This is a genomic window from Bacillus nitratireducens, from assembly GCF_001884135.1.
Classification (GTDB): Bacteria; Bacillota; Bacilli; order Bacillales; family Bacillaceae_G; genus Bacillus_A; species Bacillus_A nitratireducens.
This window is the reverse complement of sequence record NZ_MAOC01000093.1, coordinates 168,814-194,778: the sequence shown is the minus strand read 5'-3', so window position 1 is coordinate 194,778 and position 25,965 is coordinate 168,814. Positions and strand designations below refer to the sequence as shown.

Genomic DNA, 25,965 nt, shown 5'->3' with positions numbered 1-25,965 from the left:
TCACTTTTATAAAATAGTAATAGCTTGTTTCCCCATTTGCTCCCAAGCTTGCTCAAATTCTGCTCGTGGAACAGCGAAACGTGGATTGTTTTTTAGAGGATCATTTACATATACAAAGTTTTGATCGTATCCAACCACTACTACACTATGCTCAAAATATGTAATTTTCACTTTGCCAGAGCTTGTATTCCATGTTTCAAAACTACTCTCATCTAGTGGCTTAAACGTTGTATTAATAATGACCCATACTGGCGAACCGGAACTAACTACTTTATATGTATCTTGCACGTCTCTACCTGTTAAATTAACTACTTTTTCAGGAACATATTTTTCCGCTAAATTAAAAATGGGTTGATTATATACACCATAGCCTGGCTCTGCCTTAGTATAAATATTTCCAACGAACCCCTCATAAGGATTTCCACGTAAACCATTTTGTTTAAATGGAACACGATGAATTTCGCTAGCAAGTTGCATCTTATCTACTTGTATACCTTTGTATTGCAGCAACATAGCCAAACTTGTAACTTCACATCCACGAGGTAATTCTGGTAACTGCTTTATAAACGGAACATTTTCAATCATAGCCGCTTCTTTCATTTCAGATAGAAACTCTAAACGGAACACTTGCGCCTTTTGTATAATTTTATCTTTCCCTATAAAAAACGCGGCAGCAAATATAATTCCAAAAACAAAAACATATTTTAACTTTTTCATTTTAAACAAGACTCCATTAATTATTATTTTACAGATCTACCTCCTATCATTGTACCTTTCTTCTTACTAGTTTGCTAGAAAGATTCTGTGAATTATTATTCACAGATATCGTTTTAAAATTCTAATTATTTTTAATAAAAAGAAAAAACAATATACTTTTTCAGATTCTTTTGCTAAAATGGAAATTATTAACCTGGTGAAGTAACTGAATTTATTTCACTAGGTTAATAAACATTCTAAGGTATTTAGTCATAGTTATCTTTTACATACTCAGTTCACAACAAAATAAGCCGAGTATGTTTTTCATCCCCCACTAATGATTAAAAGCCCAGAATGAAATCAAGTTAACACATACAGGAAAATATGGGGTGAGGGGCATATGAATCAACAAGTAGAACAAACAGATTTAAAACGCACAATGAAAAGTAGACACCTATTTATGATTGCACTTGGTGGAGTTATCGGAACTGGGCTATTTATGGGCTCTGGTCAAATCGTCCATAACGCTGGACCTGGTGGTGCTATTCTTGCATTTTTAGTCGGTGGTTTCGTTATGTATTTAACGATGTTATGTCTTGGCGAATTGTCAGTAGCTATGCCAGAAGCGGGTTCCTTCCAAAGTTACGCAAGCAAATTTATTTCACCTGGTTTTGGATTTGTTGTCGGTTGGATGTATTGGTTAAATTGGGCTGTTACAGTTGGGGTAGAGTTAACGACTGTTAGCATTTTAATGAAACGGTGGTTTCCAGACGTTTCTTCTTGGATTTGGTGTGTTACTTTTGCAGTAGTACTCTTTCTTGTGAACGCTTTATCAGCAAAGGCATATGCAGAAGCTGAATTTTGGTTCGCTAGCGTAAAAGTGGCAACGATTGTTATCTTTATCGTTCTTGGAGGAGCGGTTATGTTTGGTCTCCTCGATTTTAATGGAAAGCCAGCTCCAATGCTTCACAATTTCACTGAAAATGGCGGGCTATTTCCAAACGGTGCATTAGCTGTTCTTCTTACGATGATCACAGTTAATTACTCATTCCAAGGAACAGAGCTTATCGGAATTGCTTCAGGAGAAAGTGAAAATCCTGAAAAAACAATTCCAAAAGCAATCAAAAATACAATTTGGCGAACTCTATTCTTCTTCGTCCTAGCGATATCAGTTGTTGTAGGTTTACTCCCGTGGCAAGAGGCTAATCTAGTTGAAAGTCCATTTGTACTTGTATTTGATGTGGCTGGTATCCCTTATGCAGCGGACATTATGAACTTTGTTATTATTACAGCTGTATTATCCGTAGCTAACTCTGGTCTATACGCAAATTCTCGTATGCTTTGGGCGATGGCAAAACAAGGAATGGCTAGTCCAGCTTTTACGAAGTTAACTAAAAGAGGTGTACCACTAAATGCGTTAATTTTCAGTCTGATTTTCGCAAGCCTTTCTTTATTAACAAGTATATTTGCAGCAGATACTGTCTTTTTAATTTTAACTTCTATTGCAGCAATGGCTGCTGTTGTTGTTTGGATGTCGATTGCAGCTTCACAGTTTTTCTTCCGTAGAAATTTCGTGAAAAATGGCGGCGACATAAATGATTTAAAATACCGTACACCACTTTATCCAATAGTTCCAATCGTAGCTTTCTCACTCAATTTCATTACATTTGTTAGTTTAGCTTTCATTCCAGATCAAAGAATTGCTCTCTATTGTGGGATTCCATTTATGATTATTTGTTACATTTTATACCAAGTGAAATATAAAAAAGCTGTCACATTTGAACAGAAAAAAAATATAACTCAGGGAATAAACTAAATATACAAAACATTCAGCTATCTTTCTTATGATAAGATAGCTTTTTTCTATTTCTTGGATATGTTGGTATAACTTTATTTATCTTAAAATTCCCACAATCACGTTTTTATCTGGAAAATAGTTTACAATGTTATCAAGTTACAAATGATATTCACCTTAAAAAGTGTGCATTTGTGTCTATTTTTTAACAATATGACAAAAACTATTGCCATCTATAAATTAATAGGTTTATATTGTTTTATTGGCATAGTTTCAATCCAAGGAGAAAGGAGATTTTCAATCGTGCAACTAAAGAAAGCATTTTGGAAGTTAGCTTCGCTTCTTCCGTTATCATTACTTCTGTTCCTCGGTGGCTGTGATAAGAAACTCGCAGTATTAAATCCGCAAGGACCCGTTGCAAAGGCACAGTATGATTTAATTGTTTGGTCATTCTTGCTTATGTCATTAATTATCGCAATTGTATTCATCTTGTTTACAGTCATCTTGATTCGTTATCGTGAAAAACCAGAGAATATGGACTATGAGCCACCTGATCAACATGGTAACACATTATTAGAAATCATTTGGACGGTTATTCCTGTTATTATCGTTATCGCATTATCGATTCCAACAGTTAAAGCAACTTATGCTTCGGAAGAGGTTCCGCAAGAGTCCAAACATATTAAACCAGTTGAAATTTATGTTACATCTGCGAACTGGAAATGGTTATTTAGTTACCCGGAGGAAAAAATTGAAACCGTTAACTATTTAAACATCCCAGCTGGTGTACCAATTCAATTTAAGCTTACTTCTGTAGGTCCAATGAATGCATTCTGGGTTCCAGAACTTGGTGGTATGAAGTACACTATGGATGGCATGATTATGGATTTATATTTACAAGCTGATAAGCCTGGTTCTTACCTAGGCCGTAGTGCGAACTTCTCTGGTGAAGGGTTCACTCATATGGAGTTCGAAGTTGAAGCAAAAACAAAAGAAAAGTATGACAAGTGGGTAAAAGAAGTACAAGAAACTGCTCCTAAACTAACAGAAAATAAGTACAACGAAATTGTTAAACCTGGTGTAGTTGGTCGTATGACATTCTCTAGTCATCACTTAAGTTATGTAGATCCAAAATCACTTGAATATTGTGATTACAACTACTACAAAAACAAAAAATAATAGCTATTATTCCAACAGATTGGAGTGAACACAGTGAAGCTTGATGAATTCTTTGTCACAGGTGACCCGATTATTTACGGTGCAGACGCTTCTATCGTTCTTGTGACATTAGCAATCATTTTCGTACTAACAAAGTATAAAAAATGGAAATGGCTTTGGGACGAATGGTTAACAACTGTTGACCACAAAAAAATCGGGGCCATGTATATTATCTCTGCGGTTATAATGTTATTCCGTGGTGGTATGGACGGTTTAATGATCCGTGCACAGTTAACATTCCCAGAAACAACTTATTTAAACGCTGAACACTATAACGGGATCTTTACAACACATGGTACAGTAATGATTCTTTTCATGGCAATGCCATTCGTTATGGGATTAATGAACCTTGTAGTACCATTACAAATTGGTGCTCGTGACGTTGCATATCCGTTCTTAAATGCTTTAAGTTTCTGGTTATTCTTTGTCGGAGCAATGTTATTCAACATCGCTTTCGTAATCGGTGGTTCTCCAGACGCTGGGTGGACTTCTTACTTCCCAATGGCAGGTACAGAGTTTACTTCTGGTGTAGGAAATAACTACTACGCAATTGCATTACAGATTTCAGGTCTCGGTACGCTAATGACCGGTATTAACTTCCTTGTTACTATCTTAAAAATGCGTACACCTGGTATGAAATTAATGAGAATGCCAATGTTTACTTGGTCAATCTTAATTACAACAATTATCATTATTTTCGCTTTCCCAGTATTAACAGTTGCTCTTGCATTAATGACATTTGACCGTCTATTCGATGCTCACTTCTTTACGATGGCGAGCGGCGGTATGCCGATGTTATGGGCCAACCTATTCTGGGTATGGGGTCACCCTGAAGTATATATCGTTATTTTACCGGCATTCGGTATTTTCTCTGAAATCATTAGTACATTCTCACGTAAACGTCTATTCGGTTACAGTGCGATGGTGTACTCGATGGTTGCAATTTCTTTACTAAGTTTCGTCGTATGGCTTCACCATTTCTTCACTATGGGTGCAGGTCCAGCGGTTAACTCATTCTTCTCGATTTCGACAATGGCGATTTCGATTCCAACCGGTGTTAAGATCTTTAACTGGTTGTTTACACTGTATAAAGGACGTATTCGTTTTACAGTTCCAATGCTTTGGTCATTGGCATTTATTCCAAACTTCGTAGTTGGTGGAGTTACAGGGGTTATGCTTGGAATGGCAGCAGCTGATTATCAATACCATAACAGCTACTTCCTAATTGCTCACTTCCACTACGTATTAATCGCAGGTACAGTATTCGCTATGCTTGCTGGATTCACATACTGGTATCCAAAAATGACAGGTCATATGTTAAATGAACGCCTAGGTAAATGGACATTCTGGATCTTTATGAGCGGATTTAACATCTGTTTCTTCCCAATGTACTTCTTAGGTTTAGACGGTATGACTCGTCGTATGTACACTTACTCTGAAAGTCTTGGATGGGGCTGGCTAAACCAAATCGCATCTGTTGGTGCTGTAATGATGGGTATTGGCTTCCTAATCCTTTGCTATAACGTAATTTGGAGTGCACGTCACGGTGAGCGTGACACAACTGGAGATCCATGGGACGGCCGTACACTTGAATGGGCAACTCAATCTCCTGTACAACATTACAACTTCGCGAAACTTCCTGAAATTAAAGAAGCTGATGCTTTCTGGTTCATGAAAAAACGCGGAGAAACAGTTACACCAGCTGCAGAAGAAATAAAACCAATTCACATGCCAAGTAACTCTGGCGTGCCTATTATTGCGTCTTTATTCTTCGGTCTTGCAGGTTTTGCATTAGTATTTAGTTGGTTCTGGCTTGCAGCAATCGGCGGAGTTGGTATTTTAGGTTGCTTAATCTATCGTTCATTCGATTATGACGATGGTTACTACGTAAGTGTTGATGAAATTAAAGAAACAGAACATATAGCATGAGAGGTGAAATGACATGGCGGCTTTAGATAAAAGCTTACCTTTGGAATATCAATCCGAGCAAAGCAGATTGAATATCCTAGGATTCTGGATTTTTCTTGGGGCTGAAATTATGCTGTTCGCAACACTTTTCGCCTCTTATCTAGTCCTAGCTGGTCGTACGGCTGATGGCCCAACACCAGCGCAATTGTTTGAAGTTAAAACACTTTTAATTCAAACACTGTTACTTTTAACAAGTAGTTTTACATGCGGTATCGCAATTCACGAAATGCGTAAACAAAATCAAAAAGGAATGTTAGCTTGGTTTATCCTAACTTTACTTTTAGGTGCAGGCTTCCTATTCTTTGAAATTGAAGAATTCATTTTGTACGTTGGCGAAGGCGCAACGATTCAAACAAGTGCTTTCTTATCGGCATTCTTCGTTCTTCTTGGAACGCATGGTGCCCACGTAACAGGTGGTATCATCTGGGCAACTTGTGTTATCATCCAAATTTTAAAACGAGGTTTAACACCAGTTACAGCTCGTAAAGTATTTATTATCAGCTTATACTGGCATTTCCTTGATCTTGTTTGGGTCTTTATTTACACACTAGTTTACTTGAACGGGATGGTGGCGTAAATGGGTCAAAATAACAATCAAGCAAACGGGCATGCGCATAGCGGATTCCCATGGTCACACGTTTTCGGATTTATTTTATCGCTTGCACTAACGTTTCTAGCGTTATACGTGGCACTTTATACTAACTTGCCACTTTCAACGATTTTAACAACTATCATCGTAATGGCAGTTGCGCAGGCGTTATTACAATTAATTATGTTCATGCATTTAAAAGAAGGAGAAGGAAGAATTCAAGTTCTTACAATGATATACAGTTTCTTCGTTGCAACTGCAACAGTTGGTTTAACTGTATGGATCTTCTTCTCAATGTAATTTGCATGAAAAAGACTGCTGAGATTCCTCAGCAGTCTTTTTTTATCCCGCATTAACGCGCAGTAAGACCTCCACTGATTAAAGTTTCACTTTATCCCCTCCCCTATTGCATCCACATTACGGAAGTTACAACAGAATCATGAAAAATATACTTATTATGACAAATGTTAAGAAAACTCTTTCTTTATGAAATCGAATCCATATGCGTTGCTTTTCTACCTATTATATGGCTAAATAGGTACTATATTTATTTGAAGGGAGAGAACGCAGTGGAACATCATTCTTCTGTTCTATCACTTATGGTTGTTGTCGCAATCGCGTTTTTCGTTCCCCTTTTGTTACAACGCTTTAAATTAAAAGCACTTCCTGTTGTTGTTGCAGAAATTATCGCAGGAATCTTTGTAGGTAAAAGTGGGTTTAACATCATTGAGCCAGATATGTGGCTTCAAGTCTTATCGACACTAGGATTTATCTTCCTAATGTTTTTAAGCGGGTTAGAAATTGACTTTTCGATTTTTAAACAAAAAGGGAAAAAGAATACGACAAACGAACCAAACACATTCCAAGCGGCAAGCATTATCTTCTTATTTATTTTCATATTATCTTATGCCCTATCATTACTATTCGTATGGCTAGGATTTGTAGACAATGCAATGTTCATGACTTTAATTATTTCAACTATTTCTTTAGGTGTTGTCGTGCCAACATTAAAAGAAAATAACTTAGGAAAGACTGCAATCGGGCAAATCATTTTATTAGTCGCTGTTATCGCAGACTTAGTTACAATGATTTTACTCGCTGTATTCGTCGGGCTAAATTCCGAAAGTGGCCAAAGCATGTGGCTTCTACTTCTTCTATTCGGCGCTGGTATTGTAATTTACTTTGTCGCAAGACGCTTTAAAAATATTCCATACCTAGAAAGCTTAAAAGCCGGTAGTGTACAAATTGATACACGAGCTGTTTTCGCACTCATCTTAATATTAGTTGGATTATCTGAATCTGTTGGGGCAGAAAACATTTTGGGAGCCTTTTTAGCAGGTGTACTCGTATCTTTATTATCACCAAATGAAGATATGGTTGAAAAACTTGATTCCATCGGATATGGTTTCTTCATCCCTATTTTCTTCGTAATGGTTGGTGTAAATCTAGAAGTATGGTCTATTTTTAAAGAGCCTTCTAGCATGCTAATGATCCCAATTTTAATTGTGGGACTCTTTATCTCAAAGCTGTTACCATCACTCGTCTTACGAAAATGGTACCCACGCAATATCGTACTCGGAAGTGCCATTTTGTTAACATCAACACTTTCTTTAGTTATTGCGGCTGCACAAATCGGTGAAAAACTAGGCATCATTAGCCCAAGTTTATCAGCATCCCTTATTTTAAGTGCAGTTATTACTTGTATTTTTGCACCTATATTATTTAAAAAGATGTTTCCAAAAGTGGAAATACCAAAACCGAAAGTATCTATTATTGGCGCAAGCAGAATTACTCTTCCGTTATCACTTGATTTAAAACGTGAAGACTATGACGTAACACTATATATGATACGTCAAAATAAAATAAATGATGATGAAGCGAAATCTCATGACTTCCCTATCGTAAAATTAGATGAGATTACTATTCAATCTTTAATGGAACAAAAAGCTTTCGAAGCAGACCGTGTTGTTGTTGCAACAAGTGATGATGAACAAAACTTATTATTAGCAGAACATGCAAAAGAATTAGGTGTTGAACACGTCATCGCAAGTGTAGAAGATCCCCTTCTACAAGAAAAAGCAACTCAAGAACATATCGCTGTATTCTCGACTATTAACTCTACACGTATTTTATTACGTGCACTTATTGATAAACCAAGTCTCGTTCGCTTAATTACAACAGCAAATGAAACAGTTCGTGAAGTCGAACTACGTAGCAATAAATATAACGGTGTTGCACTACGCCGCCTTCCGTTTTTAGGCGACGTACTCGTCATTCAAATTTACCGTGGTAATAAAGCACTAATACCGCATGGTGATACGAGACTACAACACGGTGATACATTGCTGGTCACAGGTTCAAAAGAACATATCGATACACTGAAAAGCATATTAGAATAGAAAAATGCCCCTCACATAATTGAGGGGCACTTTTTCATTTCCATATGGTAAAATGTTACTATCACATATTATGGGGATGAATAATATTATGTCTATTTCAACTTTAGCTCTCTTATTATTAGCAGAAGTACTCGTCGCCATTATTCTCATCGGTATTAGCATTGAAATTTGTAGCTACGGATGGAAAAAATCGAATGGAATTAAATACTTTTGTCTCTTACTTTCACTCCTTCTTGGAACTGCTAGCATACTAGGACTTCTCATTGCACCCGCATACTTCTTCTTACAACTTATAGAAAAGGGCTTATAAGAAAGGACGATATTATGATTACAGTGAAACATACTTATTACGTCAAAAATTTTTACGTCCTGATCAGTCATTAAAAAATTGTAAATACCCTTCCGACTACGAAATAGACTCCTTCCACTTAGGTGCGTTTCTAAACGATAAACTTATTAGTATCGCTTCCTTTTCAAAAGAACTATACCCAGGCTTACAAACTGGTATCCATTATCGTCTACGGGGAATGGCAACATTACCTAACTTCCGAAACCAGCGTGCCGGCTACTTTTTTAATCCGTAAAGCTGAACAAATCCTCCAAGAACGTGGTGCAAGCACTTTATGGTGTAATGGACGAACCACTGTAACAGACTATTACAAACGATTAGGTTTCCATGAGCATGGTGAAATCTTTGAAATTGATACACTTGGACTACATAAAGTAATGTATAAAGAAATATAAGAAAGGCTTTCCCTAATATGAGAAAGCCTTTCTTATATTTCAATCTTCACTTTTTATTTTTTTCATATATATGTATATAAACAAACTAGGAATTAAAAAGCAAGCCAACATAATCAGTCCTGTTATACTAATTTCCTTTATCGAAATATCCGGTGTTACAATGATACAAATAGCTAAAATCCCAATAACAATCCCTACTGGAATGAATAATAGCTTCATGAAATAATTACGCGATACTCCCCCCGTATGCTCATACACTTCCACAGAATTTTTTAAGTTTAAAAAGTTAATAACTATTATCCCACCCATAAATACCATTAATAAATCCGAAACACTTTCATATCCTGAACCTTGCAAAACATAGCGATAAAAAACAATACCTAGTATGATGATATTTTGTAAGATGAAAACTAGTCTAATATGTTTTAACCCCTCAATCATTAAACGTTCATCTTTCACGATTTTCACCCTATCACTCCTCTTCCTCCCAAAACAAATCATTTAATGTTTTATTTACCGCATAACAAATTTTCAAACATAAATCTAAAGATGGGTTGTATTTCCCCTTCTCAATTAAACTAATCGTTTGCCTTGTAACCCCTACTTTTTCTGCTAATTGTTGCTGTGTTAAATCTAACTGAACACGCGCGACTTTTATTTTACTTACAGCCATTCATGTTCCTCCTCTACATTTATTGTAACATATATATTCCATTAAGTAATTTATATTTTACGTAATTAATCTAATTTCTACCTTCCCTCGATTGGTGAAGGCTGATAAGCAGTGGGAATGAACAAAAGCCCCACTGTTTATAGTTTCACTTTATTATACACAAAAAGGGACCTCTCATAAGAAGCCCCCTTTCTATATCTATACTATAAGAATAAATGACATCCAAATAAAATTGTAAATAAGTATAGTAACGGATGTACTTCCATCCCTTTCCCTTTCACAATTTTTAAGACTGGATACACTAAAAATCCAATTGCAATTCCATTCGCAATACTAGACGTTAACGGAATACCAACGAAAATTAAAAATGCTGGTAATGCATCTTCAAATTCATTCCAATTAATATCACGAATGCTTTGTGCCATTAAGCTACCTACTATGATTAATGAAGGAGCTGTAATAGCTGCTACACTTGATAAAGAAGCAATAACAGGGCTAAAGAATGCCGTTATAATCGTTAAACAAACGACTACAATACCTGTCAATCCAGTTTTACCACCTGCAGCAATACCTGCTGACGATTCAATTGTTGCTGCTGTCGGGCTTGTCCCAAAGATGGAACCTGTCGTCCCGCCAATTGCATCCGCAATGAACGCCTTACCAAAGCGCTTTTCAGTATTATCTGTATTTAAACCTGCTTGTTTAATTAAACCGAGTAATGCACCTGTTGTATCAAATAACAGTACAAGTAAAAATGAAAATACAACACCATATAATCCGTATTCAATCACATCTGAAAAGGCGTTGATTGGGTTTGAAACGATAATACCCTCTGGTAAATGAGGCATCGCAACAATTTTATCCTCAAACTTCAGTTGCCCTGTAAAGAAGGCGATAACCCCTGTCACAATCATACTAATAAATAATGCACCGCTCACACGTAATGCCATTAATACCGCCGCTAATATTAAACCAATTAGAGTTAAAATAACGGCTGGAGAATGGAAGTCACCAATCGTAACTAAGTTAGATGGATGATCAACGATAATTCCAGATAGACGTAATCCAATAAAAGCAATAAATAACCCAATTCCACCTGCAATCGCATGTTTTAAACTGTCAGGAATTGCGACAATTAGCTTTTGCCTAAACGAGGTGAAAGATAATAAAAGAAAAATAATACCTGTTACAAATACTGCTGAAAACGCAATGACATATGTAATCCCCTCTGCCTGTTGAACAACAGAGTAAGCAAAATATGCATTCATTCCCATCGCTGGAGCAATAACAATTGGATAGTTAGCTAAAAACGCCATACATAGCGTCCCTACAACAGTCGCAATAATAGTTGCCGTAAAAGCTTGATCAAATGGTACACCTGCATCAGATAATATTTTCGGATTGATGACAAGAATATACGCAAATGTAAAAAAAGTTGTGATGCCAGCTAAAAGCTCTTGCTTCACAGAAGTGTTATATTTTTGTAATTGAAACATGGTTATGTACCCTTCCTACATCTGAATTATTATCACATATTCTTTTCTTACTAGTATGTGAGAAAATATAATACTTAATCTTAACAATCAATAAAAAGAAGAGTCAACATATTCTCTAATAGTTAGAATTTTAAGTTTAAGTCTGACAAGCTCAGATGTAGTACAGTGCATTATGATTATTTTTGTAGCATAACAGATAGAAATGTTTTATAATTTGAAATAGTTAAATATTTAGCAAACGCATTCAAATATCGTTCACTCTACAGGGGGTATTCTTCTTATGCAGCAAACAAACAAATCTGAAACTTTAAACCGTGGTTTAAAACAGCGCCATATTACTTTAATGTCTCTCGGTTCAGCAATTGGCGTTGGACTATTTTTAGGATCAGCTTCTGCTATTAAACTAGCTGGCCCATCCATTTTACTAGGCTATATGATTGCCGGACTCGTTATTTTTTTCATTATGCGCGCACTCGGGGAAATGGCAATTGAACAACCAGTTGCTGGCTCTTTTAGTAAATATGCAAATGATTACATCAGCCCACTAGCTGGGTATATTACAGGCTGGAATTACTGGTTTTTATGGGTTGTTACTTGTATGGCAGAAATTACAGCAGCAGGAATTTACATGCAATACTGGTTCCCAGATATCCCACGCTGGACTTGGGCATTACTCGCTCTTTTATTAATGAGTGCTTTCAACTTCTTATCTGTAAAGGTGTTTGGAGAACTTGAGTTTTGGTTTGCTCTCATCAAAATTGTCACAATTATCTGTATGATAGTAGTCGGTGCTGGTATTATTTTATTCGGATTTGGAAATGGCGGCGTTGCAACTGGTATTTCAAATCTTTGGGAACATGGCGGCTGGTTCCCAAATGGATTCTCTGGATTATTACTTTCCTTACAAATGGTATTATTCGCTTATTTAGGAGTCGAACTTATCGGCGTTACAGCTGGGGAAGCTCAAAATCCGAAAAAGACACTCGCAAAAGCAATTGATAACGTATTTTGGAGAATTTTATTATTCTATGTTGGAGCTCTATTCGTTATGATGGCAATTTATCCTTGGAACGAACTTGGTGAAAAAGGAAGTCCCTTCGTACTAACGTTCCAGCAAATCGGTATCGCAAAGGCAGCAGGCATTATTAACTTTGTTGTTTTAACAGCAGCTCTTTCTTCTTGTAACGGTGGTTTGTTTAGTACAGGCCGTATGCTATTTACATTAGCACAACAAAAGAAAGCTCCTGAACGATTCGGCCGTTTAAATAAAAACGGTATTCCAAGTCAAGGAATTGTAGCAACAGCAATCGTTTTACTCATTGGCGTTATATTAAACTATCTTGTTCCTGCAAAAGTGTTTACATGGCTAACTAGTATTTCAACTTTCGGTGCAATTTGGACTTGGGGAATTATATTAGTCGCGCAAATTAAATTCCGTAAAGGATTACAGACTAATAAAAAGGATAAGCTAGCATATAAAATGCCTTTATACCCATTAAGTTCATATTTCTCACTCGGCTTCCTTGTACTTGTACTAGGTATAATGGCCTATTCAGAAGATACACGAATCGCATTAATCGTCGGTCCAATTTGGCTTATCGGCTTGGCTATCGTGTATTATATGAAAGGTTTTCATAAGATTGATGAATCATCTAATTCAAAAATTAGTTAAGTCCACGATCTCTTCCTAATTTACTGGGGAGAGATTTTTTTATTATTCGCGCAAATATTTCTCAACTAAATTAACGTTATCTTTACACTATTTAATATTTTCTATCTTTATTTCCTAAAAAAAATAGATTACATTATTAAAGGCACATATATTTATTATTAGGGGGATTCTTCTATGAAGAATAAAAAATGGATTCAATTTTCTTTAGCAACAGCAATCACACTTAGTATAGGGAGTTCCTATATTCCGTCTACTTATGCCGAAAGCTCCGTAGACCCAGCTCCTGAAATTGCTGCAAAAGTTGTAAACCAAAACAATGGGAAGAAAGTATTATTTGATAATACTCACGGTCAAACGGCTGGGACAGCTGACTGGGTTATTGATGGCGGTTTTTCTGATTTCGGAAACGGTATTGCCCAAAACGGATATTATGTAAAAGAACTTCGTAAATCAACATCTATTACATACGACGATTTAAAAAATTACAATGTGTTTATCGTTCCCGAAGCAAATATTCCTTATAAAAAATCTGAGCAAGACGCAATGTTACAATACGTGAAAAATGGCGGCAGTATTTTCTTCATTGCCGATCATTATAATGCAGATCGTAATAAAAACCGCTGGGACTCCTCAGAAGTGTTCAATGGATATAGACGCGGGGCATGGGATAATCCAGCAAAGGGAATGTCTAATGAAGAAACAACTTCACAAGCTATGCAAGGAGTAGAAAGCTCTGATTGGCTATCCGATAATTTCGGTATTCGCTTCCGTTACAATGCACTTGGTGATGTTTCAGCTAAAAATATTGTCTCACCCGCGCAATCATTCGGAATTACAACTGGCGTTTCATCTGTAGCAATGCATGCCGGCTCTACTCTTGCGATTACAAATCCAAAACTAGCGAAAGGCCTTGTATATCTTCCAGAAAATCCATCAAAATGGAATAACGCTGTTGATAGCGGCGTTTATAATGGTGGTGGCGTTGCAGAGGGGCCTTATGCTGCTATTTCGAAAGTTGGCCTTGGAAAAGCAGCCTTTATTGGTGATTCTTCTCCTGTTGAAGATGCCTCGCCAAAATATGTTCGTGAAGATTCAGGTCAATCAAAGAAAACTTATGATGGTTATAAAGAAGAAAACGATGCTGTTCTATTAGAAAACATCGTGAATTGGTTAGCGAAGCAAGAAACATTTACAAGCTTAGATCAAGTGAGTGGTTTACAACTTGATGCACCTACAGCTCTACAAACATTTGAACAACCAAGATTATCAACAGAACCACAACCAGAACCTTGGAGCGCACCAAGTCAAGGTTACCAGTGGTTCAATACAAATACTTTCAAACCAGGTTCATACGGCTATAACGGTGCAGTGACAACGAGTGATTACGTAATTACGCACCCTAGCATTCTACCAAACAATGAAGTGTTCCAAATGAAGATTCAAGTAAATAACTTATTACCAAATACAACATACAATAATTATTCTTTAGGTATCTTCACAACTGGCGGAACACAGGTGGCAAAAGTTCAAAATACAAATGGCACTTGGCCATCTTCTTTCGGATATAGCAGTGCATTCTCTTTCATAACAAATAACCAAGGATCTGCTGAAAAAATTGTGAATGTACAACTTGATTCAAATACAACTGGACAAGCAACACTTCGTCTACGTCAAAATACGACAGCGAAATATAGTGAAACTGTAACGATTAATAAAAAATAATGAAAAAGGCAATCCGGATATGGATTGCCTTCTTTTCACTTCTCTTCTTTTGAGAAAAATATTCTTGAAATAACGATACCTATACTACCAACGATTAAGAATAACACCGCCCTAATCATCATCGACACCTCTGGTAGATCGAGAAGGAATAACTTCCCTACTGTTACTACTAATACGACTAGGCCAGCATATAATATTTCGTTCATCTGTCTATAACGGCCAAACCAAACTGCAAATAAAGCATATACCATCCATAATAATGATACAGATACGCTAATTATACTTCCATCTGTGGAAAGAACCTCACCGATCCTAGTAATTGTAATAAATACAATAACCATTAACGAGTAGAGCGCTATAGAATAAACATATTTACCTAAACTCGCTAACACTTCTTTTGCTTGTATCATGCAATAATAGAACGTTCCTATTAAAATAATATGAGCGACAAACCCTGCTGAAATGAACTCATCAAACGGGCTAAAAATCGTCTGTACCATTCCAATCGCATAAATCGTTGCACTTACATACAGTTTAATATTTTGCTTTACTTTAATAGCAGTAACCATACCGAGGAAACCTTGTAACATTAATACGATCGCTGCATTCACCAAACTATACTCGTATAAAATCGCTAAACTAAATGACCCCATTGCAAAGCCAAATATTAGATTTGTAAATACAGAATGTTTATTCTTCCTATATTCAAGTACGAACATAACAGCATGCACAAATGCACTTATAACTAATCCCCACGTTGTAAATTCAGGAATTTGGGAGATGGCTAAAATAAAGAAAACTGCATTTGCACTAAATATCGCCAATCGTGCTTCTTGTATAAAATTCCTCTCCGAAAACATATGCCAAAATAACAGCAAATGAATTATACCGTATACAACCGTTAACTGTACTTGCACATTCTCTACCAATATTGACATAACAACAAAGAAGACAAATAGGACAATTGCCGCAACAACATAAGAAATCATATACAAGTACTTATAACGGTTTCTCAATGCATACCATAATAAGCTAATTGTTAATATCGTCTCATAACTAAAGAAAATATACGTATTAGGAGTCGTACTATTTAACAAGAAAGGAACAAAAAATGCTCCAACCGCCACGAAAATAGCGAGGTATTCCGATCTATACCTTTTCGCTAAATAAATCCCTAAAATAACCCATACAATATTACAGATAAACGCAATACTTGCAGGAATAAACTCATATAAATAATGTGCCGCAAACGTTGTTAAAACAATTCCCGTAATACTTCCTCCAGCTAATACTAGCCCTAACGCTTGCCGCTCTCTTTTAATTTGTATATCTCCTACGTAATACAAACCGGCAGATAGTACTATACCAAACACAACCCGTATCGCTGGTGTTAATAATCCAGCATCTACTCCTGCTTTAAATAACCAAATAACGCCAAGTAGCATAATACCGACAAATATGCGTGGTAACCATGTTTGACAAAACTTTATAATATTAAATGGTTCTGGCTTAAATGCAGATATATCTACTTGTTTCACCTCTGGCTCTTGTATGGACTCACTCGTCTTAACTACATCTTCTTGTAACTTTTTATTACTTACCGCCTCAATGTATTCTTTCTTTTCCTTATTAACATTTTGTTGAACCTTTTCAATTTCCCTTTGCTTTGTTTTCAAATCATAAAGTGTCTCTTGCATCGTTTCAATTGCCGTTTCGAGTGCTTCTATTTTCTTATTTAAATCTCCCTTCATACGCTCCCCCCTCATTACCGATCATTATTAAACCTATATATTACCAATTATCCTTATCATACTATTAGTCTATTCATGTTCGATACCATTTTTCCAAAAAAAGAAAGGTGTTTTCCGAAATAGGAAAACACCTCTTACTTATTTCTTCTTATTTATAGCAATACTAGCAATCATACCGAGGCAGGAACCTACAAGTGCCGGAACGATCCAACCTACACCTTCTGTATAAAACGGAAGAATTTTTAGTAGTGGTGTCCACTTATTCATCAGTACACTTTTGTTTAAAACATCAATCGCACTAAATAACGCTACGATTCCAATCGTGACCGAATATACGTATACATACTTTCCAATATACTTATGGAATAACCCTAAAATAATAAGTGTTAATGCAACTGGATAAATAAATCCAAGAATCGGTACTGATACTTTTAAAATTTGCGTTAATCCTAAATTAGCTAAAATCATACTCACAAAACTTAATATAAATGCCCAAGATTTATAAGACACTTTCGGAAATACACTTGCAAAAAACTGACTACAAGACGTAACCAGTCCAATTGAAACACATAAACATGCGATAGTAAAAATAAGGCCTAATAATACTAATCCGCCTTGTCCAAATAATGTCGTCATAACTTGTGCTAACACTTTCGCACCGTTATCAAATGTGCCTAATGAACCACTAATTGAACCAACATATCCAAGGATGACATAAATAATAGATAGTAATAGTCCTGCCCCAATTCCAGCAATACTCATATATTTAGCTAAACCTTTATCATCTTCAATACCTTTTGCACGCAAAGCATTTGCAATAACAATCCCAAATATTAAAGCTGCTAACGCATCCATCGTTAAATATCCGTCTAAAAACCCTTGGAACATCGGAGCTTGTCCATAGTTCCCTATCGGCTCTTTCACATCTCCTACCGTTGTAAACATACTCTTTATAAAAATAAGTGCAATCATACATAATAATAACGGAGTCAATACTTTTCCGAACAAGCCCATTAATTTAGACGGGGATAAACTTAACCAGTAAACAATACTAAAGAAAATAGCCGTGTAACATAACAAAACTAAGCTACCTGCTTGTGGGAACAACTGACCTGGTCCCATTTCAAAAGCTAAACTTCCTGCACGTGGTATACCAAGACCTGGTCCAATAAATAAATACACGATACACGGAAAAATAATGGCGAATGAAGGATGAACTCTACCCGCTAATGTTTGAAAGCTTCCCGCTTTCGCAATAGCGATAACACCCAATATAGGAAGACCTGTTGCTGATATAATAAATCCTACTAATGAAATCCACACATGTTCTCCTGCTTCATACCCAAGGAAAGGTGGGAATATAAGATTCCCCGCTCCAAAGAACATCGAGAATAACATAAGGCTAATCAGTAAAATTTCTTTTTTCTGTAACAATTTCATTTCTTTCTCCTTCTTTAATTTCATCTTTTATGAAATCAATTTCACATATAAAAAAGTGCAATAACCCGCTTCCTTACAAAGAAAACATAGTCCATAGTCTATCACAAAAGAAACCCCCATTCTATAGCTATCTCTCTTTTCCAATTTCTTCTGAAAAATCAACCTTTATTGACTTATAATAGTTAATAAAGTAAAATATTAAATGTACAAAATTATTAACTTTGTTTTTGTTTGTGTCAGGAGGAAAATAACATGGAATCAACGATACAACTAGAAAGAGAACAACAAAGAAAAAAGAAACATCCTCCCGGTTTATACTTGCTCTTCTTTACAGAAATGTGGGAAAGATTTAGTTACTACGGATTACGAGGATTATTAACATTATATTTAACAACAGCTTTAGTAAGTGGTGGTCTTGGGTTTAGTCCCGCTTGGGCACTCTCTATTTACGGGTTTTATACTGGCGCTTGTTATTTCACACCATTAATCGGTGGATACTTAACAGACCGTTTTCTAGGTAGACGAAAAGCCATCACAATTGGTGGTATCACAATGGCGCTCGGTAACCTTACACTATTCGCCTTGCAAAACCAAGTCGGTCTATACCTCGGATTAGCGCTTATTATTATCGGTAATGGATTCTTCAAACCAAATATCTCTACACTTGTTGGAGAATTATACGAAGAGAACGATCCAAAACGTGATAGTGCATTTACAATTTTCTATATGGGTATTAACGTCGGTTCATTTTTAGCTCCACTCGTTTGTGGATTTTTATCAGAAAATTTATTCAAAACAACAGTTGATGGCGTTGTACATTACGGATTCCGTTACGGTTTCTTAGCTGCTTCAATCGGAATGATTATTGGACAAATTTTATTTACAACACTATCAAATCGCTTCCTTGGTGATATCGGTAAAAAACCATCTCGCGATTTGCAAACGGCTGCTGGACAACAAACAGTAGGAGATACACCGTTAACAAAAAAAGAAAAACAACGTACCGCAGTTATCGTCATTTTAACATGCTTTGTTGTCTTCTTCTGGGCTGGCTTTGAACAAGCTGGTAGTTCGTTAACATTGTATACAAACAAATTTGTAGACCGCTCTGTCTTCGGATGGGAAGTTCCAACATCTTGGTTCCAATCGGTCAATCCGTTATTTATTATTTTACTTGCTCCAGTCATTTCAGCATTATGGGCAAAACTTGCAACTAGAAAAAATGGTGACATGAAAATACCAACAAAAATGGGACTTGGTATGATCCTACTCGGTATCGGTTATATCATTCTCGTTATTGCTACATTAAAAACAGGTAGTGATGAACATAATATTACAGAAAAAGCAAACTTACTATTTATCGTCTTTACGTATCTTTTCCATACGTTAGGTGAGCTATTCTTATCACCTGTTGGACTATCAATGGTTAGCGCACTTGCTCCAGTAAAACTTGCTTCTTTATTAATGGGAGTATGGCTAGCAAGCTCGGGAATCGCCAACATTATAGGCGGACAACTTGCAAGCTTCACAACTTCACTTGGATATGCTGAAGTATTTACAGTAATCGGAGCTGCAGCGATTATTTTAGGTTTTGTTTTATTATTAATTTCTAAGAAATTAGTGAAATGGATGGATTAAAAAAGATGAGGAATTTCTCCTCATCTTTTTTTATGCTTTCTCGCCCTTTTCTATTGCTTGTTCATACAGATCTTTGTGCTCTTTATATTCACTTGGCACGAAGTTTTTATAGAAAAATGACAGCCAGCTATCTCCTTTGTTATATCCTTCTTCTCGGATTTCTGCTGCCTTTTTATTTGATTTAAACCCTTCAGTAAACCATTTCTTTAATGTTTCATTCTTTTCATACTTAGCAGGAACTTTTAAGTCATAGTTTTCAAATGCATATGTATATCCAGCTTTTTCCGCTCCCTTTTTAGCAGACTTATATCCCTTTTCATACGCGGTTTCATACGCTTTCACATATACATCCTTTTCAGTATTTCCAGGTTTCTTTTCAGCTAATTCTTTACCCGCCTTTTCACCAAGTTCCACTTGTTCTTTTTCAATCTTTTCGGTTCTCTCTTTATTACCTACTTGGAAACCTTCCGCAAAGTTCACCTTAAACTCAGGATTAATTTGACTATCGTCCATTGTCTCTTGTGCTAACCCTTGCTCTTTTCCTTTTTCAGAATGCATTTTTTTCTGCTCTTCTAAAGACCAAGCTGCAGTATAAGCAGTTGTAAATGCTTGTTTATATGTATCAGATTTTCCAGTTAAATGCCCTTCCGCATTATTTTTCCCTGCTTTAAAATCAGCCTCTCCACTTTTTTGACCTTCAAGCTGCCCTTTTTCCATGTCAGCTTGACGCTGGGCTTCCTCTTGCTTACGTGCCTCTTCTGCTTTTCTTTGCTCTTCTGCTACACGTTGTCTCTCTTCCTCTGCTTTACGTTGTTCTTCTGCAGCACGTTGTTTTTCAGCCTCAGCATTGCGCTGCGCTTCTGCTTGTCTTTCAGCTTCTACAGCACCATTATTATTTTGGCTAGGAGCTGGACTCGTTGCACCACTACTAGAAGCTGGTTTATTGTGATAATGATATTCCCCGTACTGCAATCCCCATTTTTCACAATTTGTACGACACGTATGTCCACCGTTAGCATCTGTACGCCCTGGATGTGCATAAGCAGAAATTGGTGCTACCAATAACGCTACACTTGTTGTTAAAAGAAGTTTTTTTACTTGCTGTTTCACTTTTGTTCCTCCCAAAATCTAGAATCATTACTTTATTATACAAAAATAGAAAAATACTTAAATACCAACTAAAATATTCTTTTATTTCTAAACATTGGATAAAAAAGAAGGTTCACTCTTTAAAGAGTGAACCTTCTTTTTTCTTTATTTCTTCGCCTTTGTTCCTACTAGATCACCCGTAATAACAAAACGCTTAGAATTATCCTTAACAGATACACATGTAATAAGTGTTATCTCATTTTTCCCATGATCCTCTACAACTTCCCACTTATCAGGAGTCACTTCAGATACACCGGTAACAGTATACTCATACTCATTTGCATTGTCATACAAATAAATTTTATCGTTCTTCTTTAAAGTTGATACGTCACTAAATAAAACACCTTTTTTTGACATATTATGCCCTGCAAGCGCATAATTCCCCTGTCCCATTACTTGATTTTCTCTTACAGTTGCCGCACCTGATAATAAATTCTTTTCAGTCGACGCTTTTAACACAGGAAGTTCTAATGAGATGCTCGGAATTGAAATACGGCCGATTACTTGTTTTTTATCTAACGATGCACTCGCCACTTCTGCCAAGTCTGGTTGATTAATTTTTGAAGCATCTACAAATTCTGTGTCATGCTTTTCATATTCCATCTTTTGAACAGCTTGTACATTGGCTGTCTGTTTCTTCTCTGCCTTATATCCATCATAAAATGGTTTTCCGATTAATACACCACCTACAACAAATAGAAGAATTGCTACTATACTATAAATTCTTTGCTTATTCATATACAATTCCTTTCCGTTACAAAATCTTACCCTATATAAAATGATAAGACAATATTGCTATATGTACAAGTATAAGCTGAAAAAGAACCCTTCTTGCTAATTGCAAGAAGGGTTCTTTTCAAGCCAATTTATTTCTATATAGGGATACGTGGAAGACTGTCATTTGAATAAAGAAAATGGAAAATATAATATACAGCGGGTATCCAGGAAGATATTCATTAATAATAGGCGAAAGAGTTAAAAATCCAACTGCACAAGGTAACACATACCATAACGAAACAAAAGTTGTTCGACAAGCTTTCTCCGTAATCGCTTTTTCACGTTCATCTTCTAGTGGAAATAATAATGGATACATCCAAAAGGATAAATTCTTGTATTTTTTCTTTTGAATTCTATAAAAAATTGTAATTATGATGCCACCAATGAATAATAGCACAATTGGTATACCATTAAACCATATTTCAAATGGCACCCTCTCATTTTTAATTATATCTGCTAGCTCTGTAGTAGCACTATAAAGTTCAACAAATGTCCAGCATGCTAACGCAGTATAAAGTACATTTACGATATAAGAAAAACCAATTCTATTCATTCTCTTCCCCCTCCTTATTTAAAACAAACACATCTTCCATCTTTAACTCGAATACATCACAAATCATCAATGCTAGTAACAATGAAGGAACGTAATCTCCTTTTTCAATTGCCGCGATTGTTTGCCTCGTCACTCCAACCTTTTCTGCTAGTACACTTTGCGAAAAATTAAAGCGAGCTCTTAATTCTTTTACCTTATTGCAAATGGACAAATTTACCACCTCTTACCATCATTGTATGCTAACCTTAACAAAATGTAAATCCAACTTAACATTATTTTGACAAAAAAATCCAACTTTACGTATTGTAAAGTTGGATTTCGTTTTAGTTTAAAATTGTAACTTTAACACTTCTTCTGCCCCAATTATTAGCTGTAGCTGAATCCGGCATTAATAAATCAATTATATGACCTTTAATGGCACTACCAGTATCTCCAGCAATCGCTGTTCCATAATTTTCTACATACACAGTAGAACCTAATGGAATCACAGCTGGATCTACAGCAATTAGTTTCATGTTTGGATTTGCAGTCAAATTATGTCCTAACTTAGATTTTACAGTTTCACCCGGTTTATAGCCATTTTCAGATGGATCAGCTGTATAAGCAGTTGCTGTTACATAAAATTCTTTTCCACCTTGAGCTGGTTTTGGATCCGGCTTAGCTGGTGCTGTATCTTTAGCTACAGGCTCTGCCGGCTTAGCTGCCTGTTCTTCTTTTTGCTTAGCTGCTGCTGCCTTCGCTTTTGCTAACTCTTCTTGCTCAGCCTTTGCAGCTGCTTCAGCTTTTGCGCGCTCTTCTGCTGCAATTCTTGCTGCTTCTTGTTCACGAGCAATTGTTTCTTGTACTGCTTTCATATTTGCTTCAACTTTTGCTTTTTCTTCTGCTGCCAAATTAATTTGGTTTGCAATCGCATTATATTTAGCTTGAACCGTTTGTAAGTTATCTTGACGTTTTTTCAAGTTATCTTGCAAATCAGCTTGTGCTTTTGCTAATTTTTGCTTATCTACTACTAAAGATGCTTCTTTTTCGTCAATCGCTTTTTTATCTTCTTCAATTTGACGAAGATCTTGTTCTTGTAGACGTAAAATTTCTTTATCTGCATCTAAAATTGTAGATACCGCGTTCATACGTTGTATGAAATCAGCAAAGTTTTTTGATTCTACAACAACTTCTACTACTAAACTCGTATTTGAGCTATTTTGAACAGAAACCATACGTTTTTTCATAATATCCTTACGAGCAAGGACTTTATCTTCTAAAACGATAATATCTGCTTTTTTTTGTTCAATCTGCTTATGTGTTTCATCGATTTTTCGTTGAATAGCAGCTTGATCCTCTTTATTTTTTGCAATTGTATTATTTAAATTATGTAGTTCGTTTTCGATACCTTTAATTTCTTTACTAACAGCTTGCTTCTCTTGCTCTTTCTTCTGCATTTCTGCATCGTTTTGTTGCAATTGCTGTTGCATGTTGTTAAGTTTCTCGTCGTTTGACTCTGCTTTTACAGCGACTGTACTAGAAAGACCGATAATTCCTGCTAATACTAGACTACTGATTCGCTTAAAATAGTTCATAATCCGACTCCCTTCTTATACAGTTATACATGATTTATTTTACAGTTTGTTTACAAAACCATTAAATACAGTTTATTTTTCATGACAAAAAAATGAGAATTATGAATAAAATGTAATAGATTCTTAAATATTTAAAAATTACTATATTTAAAAATTATAAAAAATGCTAAAATCCAAATATAGAAAAATTAAAAATCCTAAAGGCGGTTGAATTAGATAAAATGTTTACTCAAAAGAAATCACTCCAACATAAAATTGATCAACTAGAAACTCATATACATGAACTAGAAACAGAATTAAAACAAAAAGATGTGGAAAAACAAGAAATTATATCTTCTATCCATAATCGTGTAAAAAACGTTATGCAAGAGCATGAACTTGTAAATAGCCAACATCATACACTCCAAAACTTAATTCAACAATTGAACGCATGCTTTGAAAATGTTTCTATGCGTACTACACATTCCAACGAATTAAATGACGAAATGCTACAAAAAGAGCAAAACTTAATTCAATCTATTGAAGAAATTATCGATTGCTCTAACGAAGGAAAAGAATCCGTTCATCGCTTACTCATTGTAATTAATAAATTAGGCGAACAGTCTCAACGTACTTCTAATAGTATGAATCATTTAAGCGAACGCTCTAAAGAAATTGAACAAATTGTAGAAGTGATTCAAAACATTGCAGCACAAACAAATTTACTAGCGTTAAATGCAAGTATTGAAGCTGCACGTGCTGGAGAACACGGTAAAGGATTCGCTGTTGTTGCTAATGAAGTAAGAAAACTAGCAGAAAGCACAGCTGAAAGCACAAAAAATATCGGGAACTTAACGAAAAAAATTCAAGAAGAAATTGAAAAAGCATATGAAAATACAAAAGATAATTTACATTTAGTTGATGAAGGTGTAGAAATGAGCGCTGATACTAACGCTAGAATTGAAAATATTTTAATGATGATTCAAACATTACAAAGTGGCGCTACAAATGTTATTAAAGCTATCGAAAACCAAAAATCTTGTAACGATGATATATTACGCGAATTTGCAAACACACAACAAATGTTCCAAAATTTAAATACTACTATTATGAATCATATTAATGATGCTGAAAAAGTCGATGTCCAATTATCAAAAGTATTCAAGAAATAGTAGTTTCTCAGTGATGTGAAAAATCCCCTATGACATAATAGGGGATTTTTATTATATTTCGAATATTATTTTCTTCTCAATATTCGCTCTCTCTTTTGTTATAATAGAAAAGTTATTTCTTTCGACTAATACACAAGGAGGATGTTATGGAACAATTTTATTACATTTTGAAATATTTAATTCTTGGTCTATTCCAAGGACTAACAGAACCAATTCCGATTTCTTCAAGCGGTCACCTCGTTTTAGCACAGCATTTGCTAGGACTAAAAATAGAAGGGTTTAGCTTTGAGCTACTTGTTAATTCAGCTTCATTATTAGCTGTATTACTTATTTATAGAAAAGACTTAATTCGTCTAACAAAGAATGGTCTATCTTATATATTTACAAGAGCAGAAGATGCAAAATCAGATTTCTTCTTTATTATTTACCTTGTTATTGCAACGATTCCAGCAGGTGTAATTGGAGTTTTATTTAAAGATTATATCGACCAATATTTAAAAGGTGTTAAAATGGTTGGGATTTCCCTTCTTATTACTGCTATCGGTCTTTGGATTATTCGAAACTTGCGTGGACGTAAAAATGATGGCGATCTTTCTATGAAAGATGCAATCATTGTCGGTCTAGCACAAGCTTGCGCACTAATTCCTGGTATAAGCCGATCAGGTGCTACAATCGTAGCAGCAATGTTACTTGGTATGAAGCAAGAAACAGCTCTTCGCTTCTCATTCTTACTATACATTCCTGTTAGCTTAGGTGGTTTATTATTAAGTATTACAGACATTGCAAACGATCCAAATTTAGATACATTATTTGTACCTTATATTGTTGCTTTCATCGCAACATTCATCATGACATATATTTCATTAAAATGGTTTATGAACATTATGGCAAAAGGAAATTTAAAATATTTCTCTTTCTACTGTATTATCGTAGGTATACTAACTATCATTTTCTTATAAA

General features: G+C 35.6%; 22 protein-coding genes and 2 pseudogenes. 13 read left to right on the top strand and 11 right to left on the bottom strand.

Annotation, left to right across the window (positions count from 1 at the left end; genetic code table 11):
• Window positions 1-6 precede the first annotated feature (6 nt).
• A complete protein-coding gene (locus tag BAU23_RS28175) occupies window positions 7-717 on the bottom strand; it encodes a C39 family peptidase (RefSeq protein WP_071735681.1) in 711 nt (236 codons plus the stop codon).
• A 379-nt stretch (window positions 718-1,096) separates the two neighbouring features.
• On the opposite strand from BAU23_RS28175, the gene BAU23_RS28170 reads away from it, so the two are divergent.
• From BAU23_RS28170 to BAU23_RS28130, 8 genes and pseudogenes are all read left to right on the top strand, one after another.
• Window positions 1,097-2,512 carry an amino acid permease gene (locus BAU23_RS28170; protein WP_071735679.1) on the top strand — a complete coding sequence of 472 codons (1,416 nt, stop codon included), beginning with the start codon at window positions 1,097-1,099 and terminating at the stop codon, window positions 2,510-2,512.
• A gap of 282 nt (window positions 2,513-2,794) precedes the next feature.
• A complete protein-coding gene (locus BAU23_RS28165) occupies window positions 2,795-3,670 on the top strand; it encodes a cytochrome aa3 quinol oxidase subunit II (RefSeq protein WP_001176159.1) in 876 nt (291 codons plus the stop codon).
• Window positions 3,671-3,703: 33 nt separating this feature from the next.
• On the top strand, window positions 3,704-5,638 hold the full coding sequence (qoxB, locus tag BAU23_RS28160) for a cytochrome aa3 quinol oxidase subunit I (protein WP_000762365.1): 1,935 nt from the start codon (window positions 3,704-3,706) through the stop codon (window positions 5,636-5,638).
• Window positions 5,639-5,651: 13 nt separating this feature from the next.
• Complete coding sequence (gene qoxC, locus BAU23_RS28155; protein WP_000729322.1) at window positions 5,652-6,254, top strand: cytochrome aa3 quinol oxidase subunit III; 603 nt, start codon at window positions 5,652-5,654, stop codon at window positions 6,252-6,254.
• Window positions 6,255-6,566 carry a cytochrome aa3 quinol oxidase subunit IV gene (qoxD, locus tag BAU23_RS28150; RefSeq protein WP_000531381.1) on the top strand — a complete coding sequence of 104 codons (312 nt, stop codon included), beginning with the start codon at window positions 6,255-6,257 and terminating at the stop codon, window positions 6,564-6,566.
• 269 nt (window positions 6,567-6,835) lie between these two features.
• Window positions 6,836-8,665 carry a monovalent cation:proton antiporter family protein gene (locus BAU23_RS28140; protein WP_000399953.1) on the top strand — a complete coding sequence of 610 codons (1,830 nt, stop codon included), beginning with the start codon at window positions 6,836-6,838 and terminating at the stop codon, window positions 8,663-8,665.
• Window positions 8,666-8,717: 52 nt separating this feature from the next.
• Entirely contained in the window at window positions 8,718-8,975 is a 258-nt protein-coding gene (locus tag BAU23_RS28135; protein ID WP_000926992.1) for a DUF4022 family protein, read from the top strand.
• 16 nt (window positions 8,976-8,991) lie between these two features.
• Window positions 8,992-9,409: pseudogene (locus BAU23_RS28130) on the top strand (GNAT family N-acetyltransferase); the annotation flags it as partial.
• A gap of 39 nt (window positions 9,410-9,448) precedes the next feature.
• On the opposite strand, the gene BAU23_RS28125 reads toward BAU23_RS28130, so the two are convergent.
• From BAU23_RS28125 to BAU23_RS28115, 3 genes are all read right to left on the bottom strand, one after another.
• Window positions 9,449-9,877, bottom strand: a complete 429-nt coding sequence (locus BAU23_RS28125; protein ID WP_071735677.1) for a hypothetical protein — start codon at window positions 9,875-9,877, stop codon at window positions 9,449-9,451.
• Between the two features lie 4 nt (window positions 9,878-9,881).
• Complete coding sequence (locus BAU23_RS28120; protein ID WP_000301185.1) at window positions 9,882-10,082, bottom strand: helix-turn-helix transcriptional regulator; 201 nt, start codon at window positions 10,080-10,082, stop codon at window positions 9,882-9,884.
• 203 nt (window positions 10,083-10,285) lie between these two features.
• Window positions 10,286-11,578 (bottom strand): NCS2 family permease, encoded by a 1,293-nt coding sequence (locus tag BAU23_RS28115; protein ID WP_000487207.1) that lies wholly within the window; start codon window positions 11,576-11,578, stop codon window positions 10,286-10,288.
• A gap of 280 nt (window positions 11,579-11,858) precedes the next feature.
• Between BAU23_RS28115 and BAU23_RS28110 the strand changes: the two genes are divergently transcribed.
• Both BAU23_RS28110 and BAU23_RS28105 read left to right on the top strand, forming a co-directional pair.
• Entirely contained in the window at window positions 11,859-13,250 is a 1,392-nt protein-coding gene (locus BAU23_RS28110) for an amino acid permease (protein WP_001187982.1), read from the top strand.
• Window positions 13,251-13,424: 174 nt separating this feature from the next.
• Complete coding sequence (locus BAU23_RS28105) at window positions 13,425-14,972, top strand: hypothetical protein (protein ID WP_000791475.1); 1,548 nt, start codon at window positions 13,425-13,427, stop codon at window positions 14,970-14,972.
• Between the two features lie 35 nt (window positions 14,973-15,007).
• Here BAU23_RS28105 and BAU23_RS28100 read toward each other — a convergent pair whose 3' ends face one another.
• Together BAU23_RS28100 and brnQ1 are read right to left on the bottom strand one after the other, a co-directional pair.
• On the bottom strand, window positions 15,008-16,723 hold the full coding sequence (locus BAU23_RS28100) for a DUF2339 domain-containing protein (RefSeq protein WP_000675489.1): 1,716 nt from the start codon (window positions 16,721-16,723) through the stop codon (window positions 15,008-15,010).
• A gap of 138 nt (window positions 16,724-16,861) precedes the next feature.
• Entirely contained in the window at window positions 16,862-18,163 is a 1,302-nt protein-coding gene (gene brnQ1 / locus BAU23_RS28095) for a branched-chain amino acid transport system II carrier protein BrnQ1 (RefSeq protein ID WP_000771667.1), read from the bottom strand.
• A gap of 252 nt (window positions 18,164-18,415) precedes the next feature.
• Here brnQ1 and BAU23_RS28090 point away from each other — a divergent pair, with 252 nt between their 5' ends.
• Window positions 18,416-19,801 (top strand): peptide MFS transporter, encoded by a 1,386-nt coding sequence (locus BAU23_RS28090; protein WP_000446268.1) that lies wholly within the window; start codon window positions 18,416-18,418, stop codon window positions 19,799-19,801.
• Window positions 19,802-19,831: 30 nt separating this feature from the next.
• Here the strand turns inward: BAU23_RS28090 and BAU23_RS28085 are convergent, their stop codons facing one another.
• The 5 genes from BAU23_RS28085 to BAU23_RS28065 form a co-directional block, all read right to left on the bottom strand.
• Window positions 19,832-20,911 carry a YHYH domain-containing protein gene (locus tag BAU23_RS28085; RefSeq protein ID WP_071735673.1) on the bottom strand — a complete coding sequence of 360 codons (1,080 nt, stop codon included), beginning with the start codon at window positions 20,909-20,911 and terminating at the stop codon, window positions 19,832-19,834.
• Between the two features lie 144 nt (window positions 20,912-21,055).
• Entirely contained in the window at window positions 21,056-21,688 is a 633-nt protein-coding gene (locus BAU23_RS28080) for a class A sortase (RefSeq protein ID WP_001041713.1), read from the bottom strand.
• A gap of 118 nt (window positions 21,689-21,806) precedes the next feature.
• The gene (locus tag BAU23_RS28075; protein WP_001079698.1) at window positions 21,807-22,280 is read right to left on the bottom strand and encodes a DUF2178 domain-containing protein; all 474 of its coding nucleotides are present in this window, start codon (window positions 22,278-22,280) and stop codon (window positions 21,807-21,809) included.
• A complete protein-coding gene (locus BAU23_RS28070; protein WP_000020515.1) occupies window positions 22,273-22,491 on the bottom strand; it encodes a helix-turn-helix transcriptional regulator in 219 nt (72 codons plus the stop codon). Before BAU23_RS28070 ends, BAU23_RS28075 begins: the two co-directional genes overlap by 8 nt.
• A gap of 112 nt (window positions 22,492-22,603) precedes the next feature.
• Window positions 22,604-23,854, bottom strand: coding sequence for a 3D domain-containing protein (locus BAU23_RS28065; protein WP_001105807.1), 1,251 nt, complete (start codon window positions 23,852-23,854; stop codon window positions 22,604-22,606).
• A gap of 647 nt (window positions 23,855-24,501) precedes the next feature.
• On the opposite strand from BAU23_RS28065, the pseudogene BAU23_RS31075 reads away from it, so the two are divergent.
• Window positions 24,502-25,005 (top strand): annotated as a pseudogene (locus BAU23_RS31075) (methyl-accepting chemotaxis protein); the annotation flags it as partial.
• 146 nt (window positions 25,006-25,151) lie between these two features.
• On the top strand, window positions 25,152-25,964 hold the full coding sequence (locus BAU23_RS28055) for an undecaprenyl-diphosphate phosphatase (protein ID WP_000434777.1): 813 nt from the start codon (window positions 25,152-25,154) through the stop codon (window positions 25,962-25,964).
• Window position 25,965 lies beyond the last annotated feature (1 nt).

Excerpts from the sequence above, each read along its gene's own strand:
- BAU23_RS28175 (WP_071735681.1), bottom strand. The coding sequence starts at position 717 with ATGAAAAAGTTAAAATATGTTTTTGTTTTTGGAATTATATTTGCTGCC.
- BAU23_RS28170 (WP_071735679.1), top strand. The coding sequence starts at position 1,097 with ATGAATCAACAAGTAGAACAAACAGATTTAAAACGCACAATGAAAAGT.
- qoxC (WP_000729322.1), top strand. The coding sequence starts at position 5,652 with ATGGCGGCTTTAGATAAAAGCTTACCTTTGGAATATCAATCCGAGCAA.
- qoxD (WP_000531381.1), top strand. The coding sequence starts at position 6,255 with ATGGGTCAAAATAACAATCAAGCAAACGGGCATGCGCATAGCGGATTC.
- BAU23_RS28135 (WP_000926992.1), top strand. The coding sequence starts at position 8,718 with ATGTTACTATCACATATTATGGGGATGAATAATATTATGTCTATTTCA.
- BAU23_RS28120 (WP_000301185.1), bottom strand. The coding sequence starts at position 10,082 with ATGGCTGTAAGTAAAATAAAAGTCGCGCGTGTTCAGTTAGATTTAACA.
- BAU23_RS28115 (WP_000487207.1), bottom strand. The coding sequence starts at position 11,578 with ATGTTTCAATTACAAAAATATAACACTTCTGTGAAGCAAGAGCTTTTA.
- BAU23_RS28110 (WP_001187982.1), top strand. The coding sequence starts at position 11,859 with ATGCAGCAAACAAACAAATCTGAAACTTTAAACCGTGGTTTAAAACAG.
- BAU23_RS28105 (WP_000791475.1), top strand. The coding sequence starts at position 13,425 with ATGAAGAATAAAAAATGGATTCAATTTTCTTTAGCAACAGCAATCACA.
- BAU23_RS28100 (WP_000675489.1), bottom strand. The coding sequence starts at position 16,723 with ATGAAGGGAGATTTAAATAAGAAAATAGAAGCACTCGAAACGGCAATT.
- brnQ1 (WP_000771667.1), bottom strand. The coding sequence starts at position 18,163 with ATGAAATTGTTACAGAAAAAAGAAATTTTACTGATTAGCCTTATGTTA.
- BAU23_RS28090 (WP_000446268.1), top strand. The coding sequence starts at position 18,416 with ATGGAATCAACGATACAACTAGAAAGAGAACAACAAAGAAAAAAGAAA.
- BAU23_RS28080 (WP_001041713.1), bottom strand. The coding sequence starts at position 21,688 with ATGAATAAGCAAAGAATTTATAGTATAGTAGCAATTCTTCTATTTGTT.
- BAU23_RS28075 (WP_001079698.1), bottom strand. The coding sequence starts at position 22,280 with ATGAATAGAATTGGTTTTTCTTATATCGTAAATGTACTTTATACTGCG.
- BAU23_RS28065 (WP_001105807.1), bottom strand. The coding sequence starts at position 23,854 with ATGAACTATTTTAAGCGAATCAGTAGTCTAGTATTAGCAGGAATTATC.
- BAU23_RS28055 (WP_000434777.1), top strand. The coding sequence starts at position 25,152 with ATGGAACAATTTTATTACATTTTGAAATATTTAATTCTTGGTCTATTC.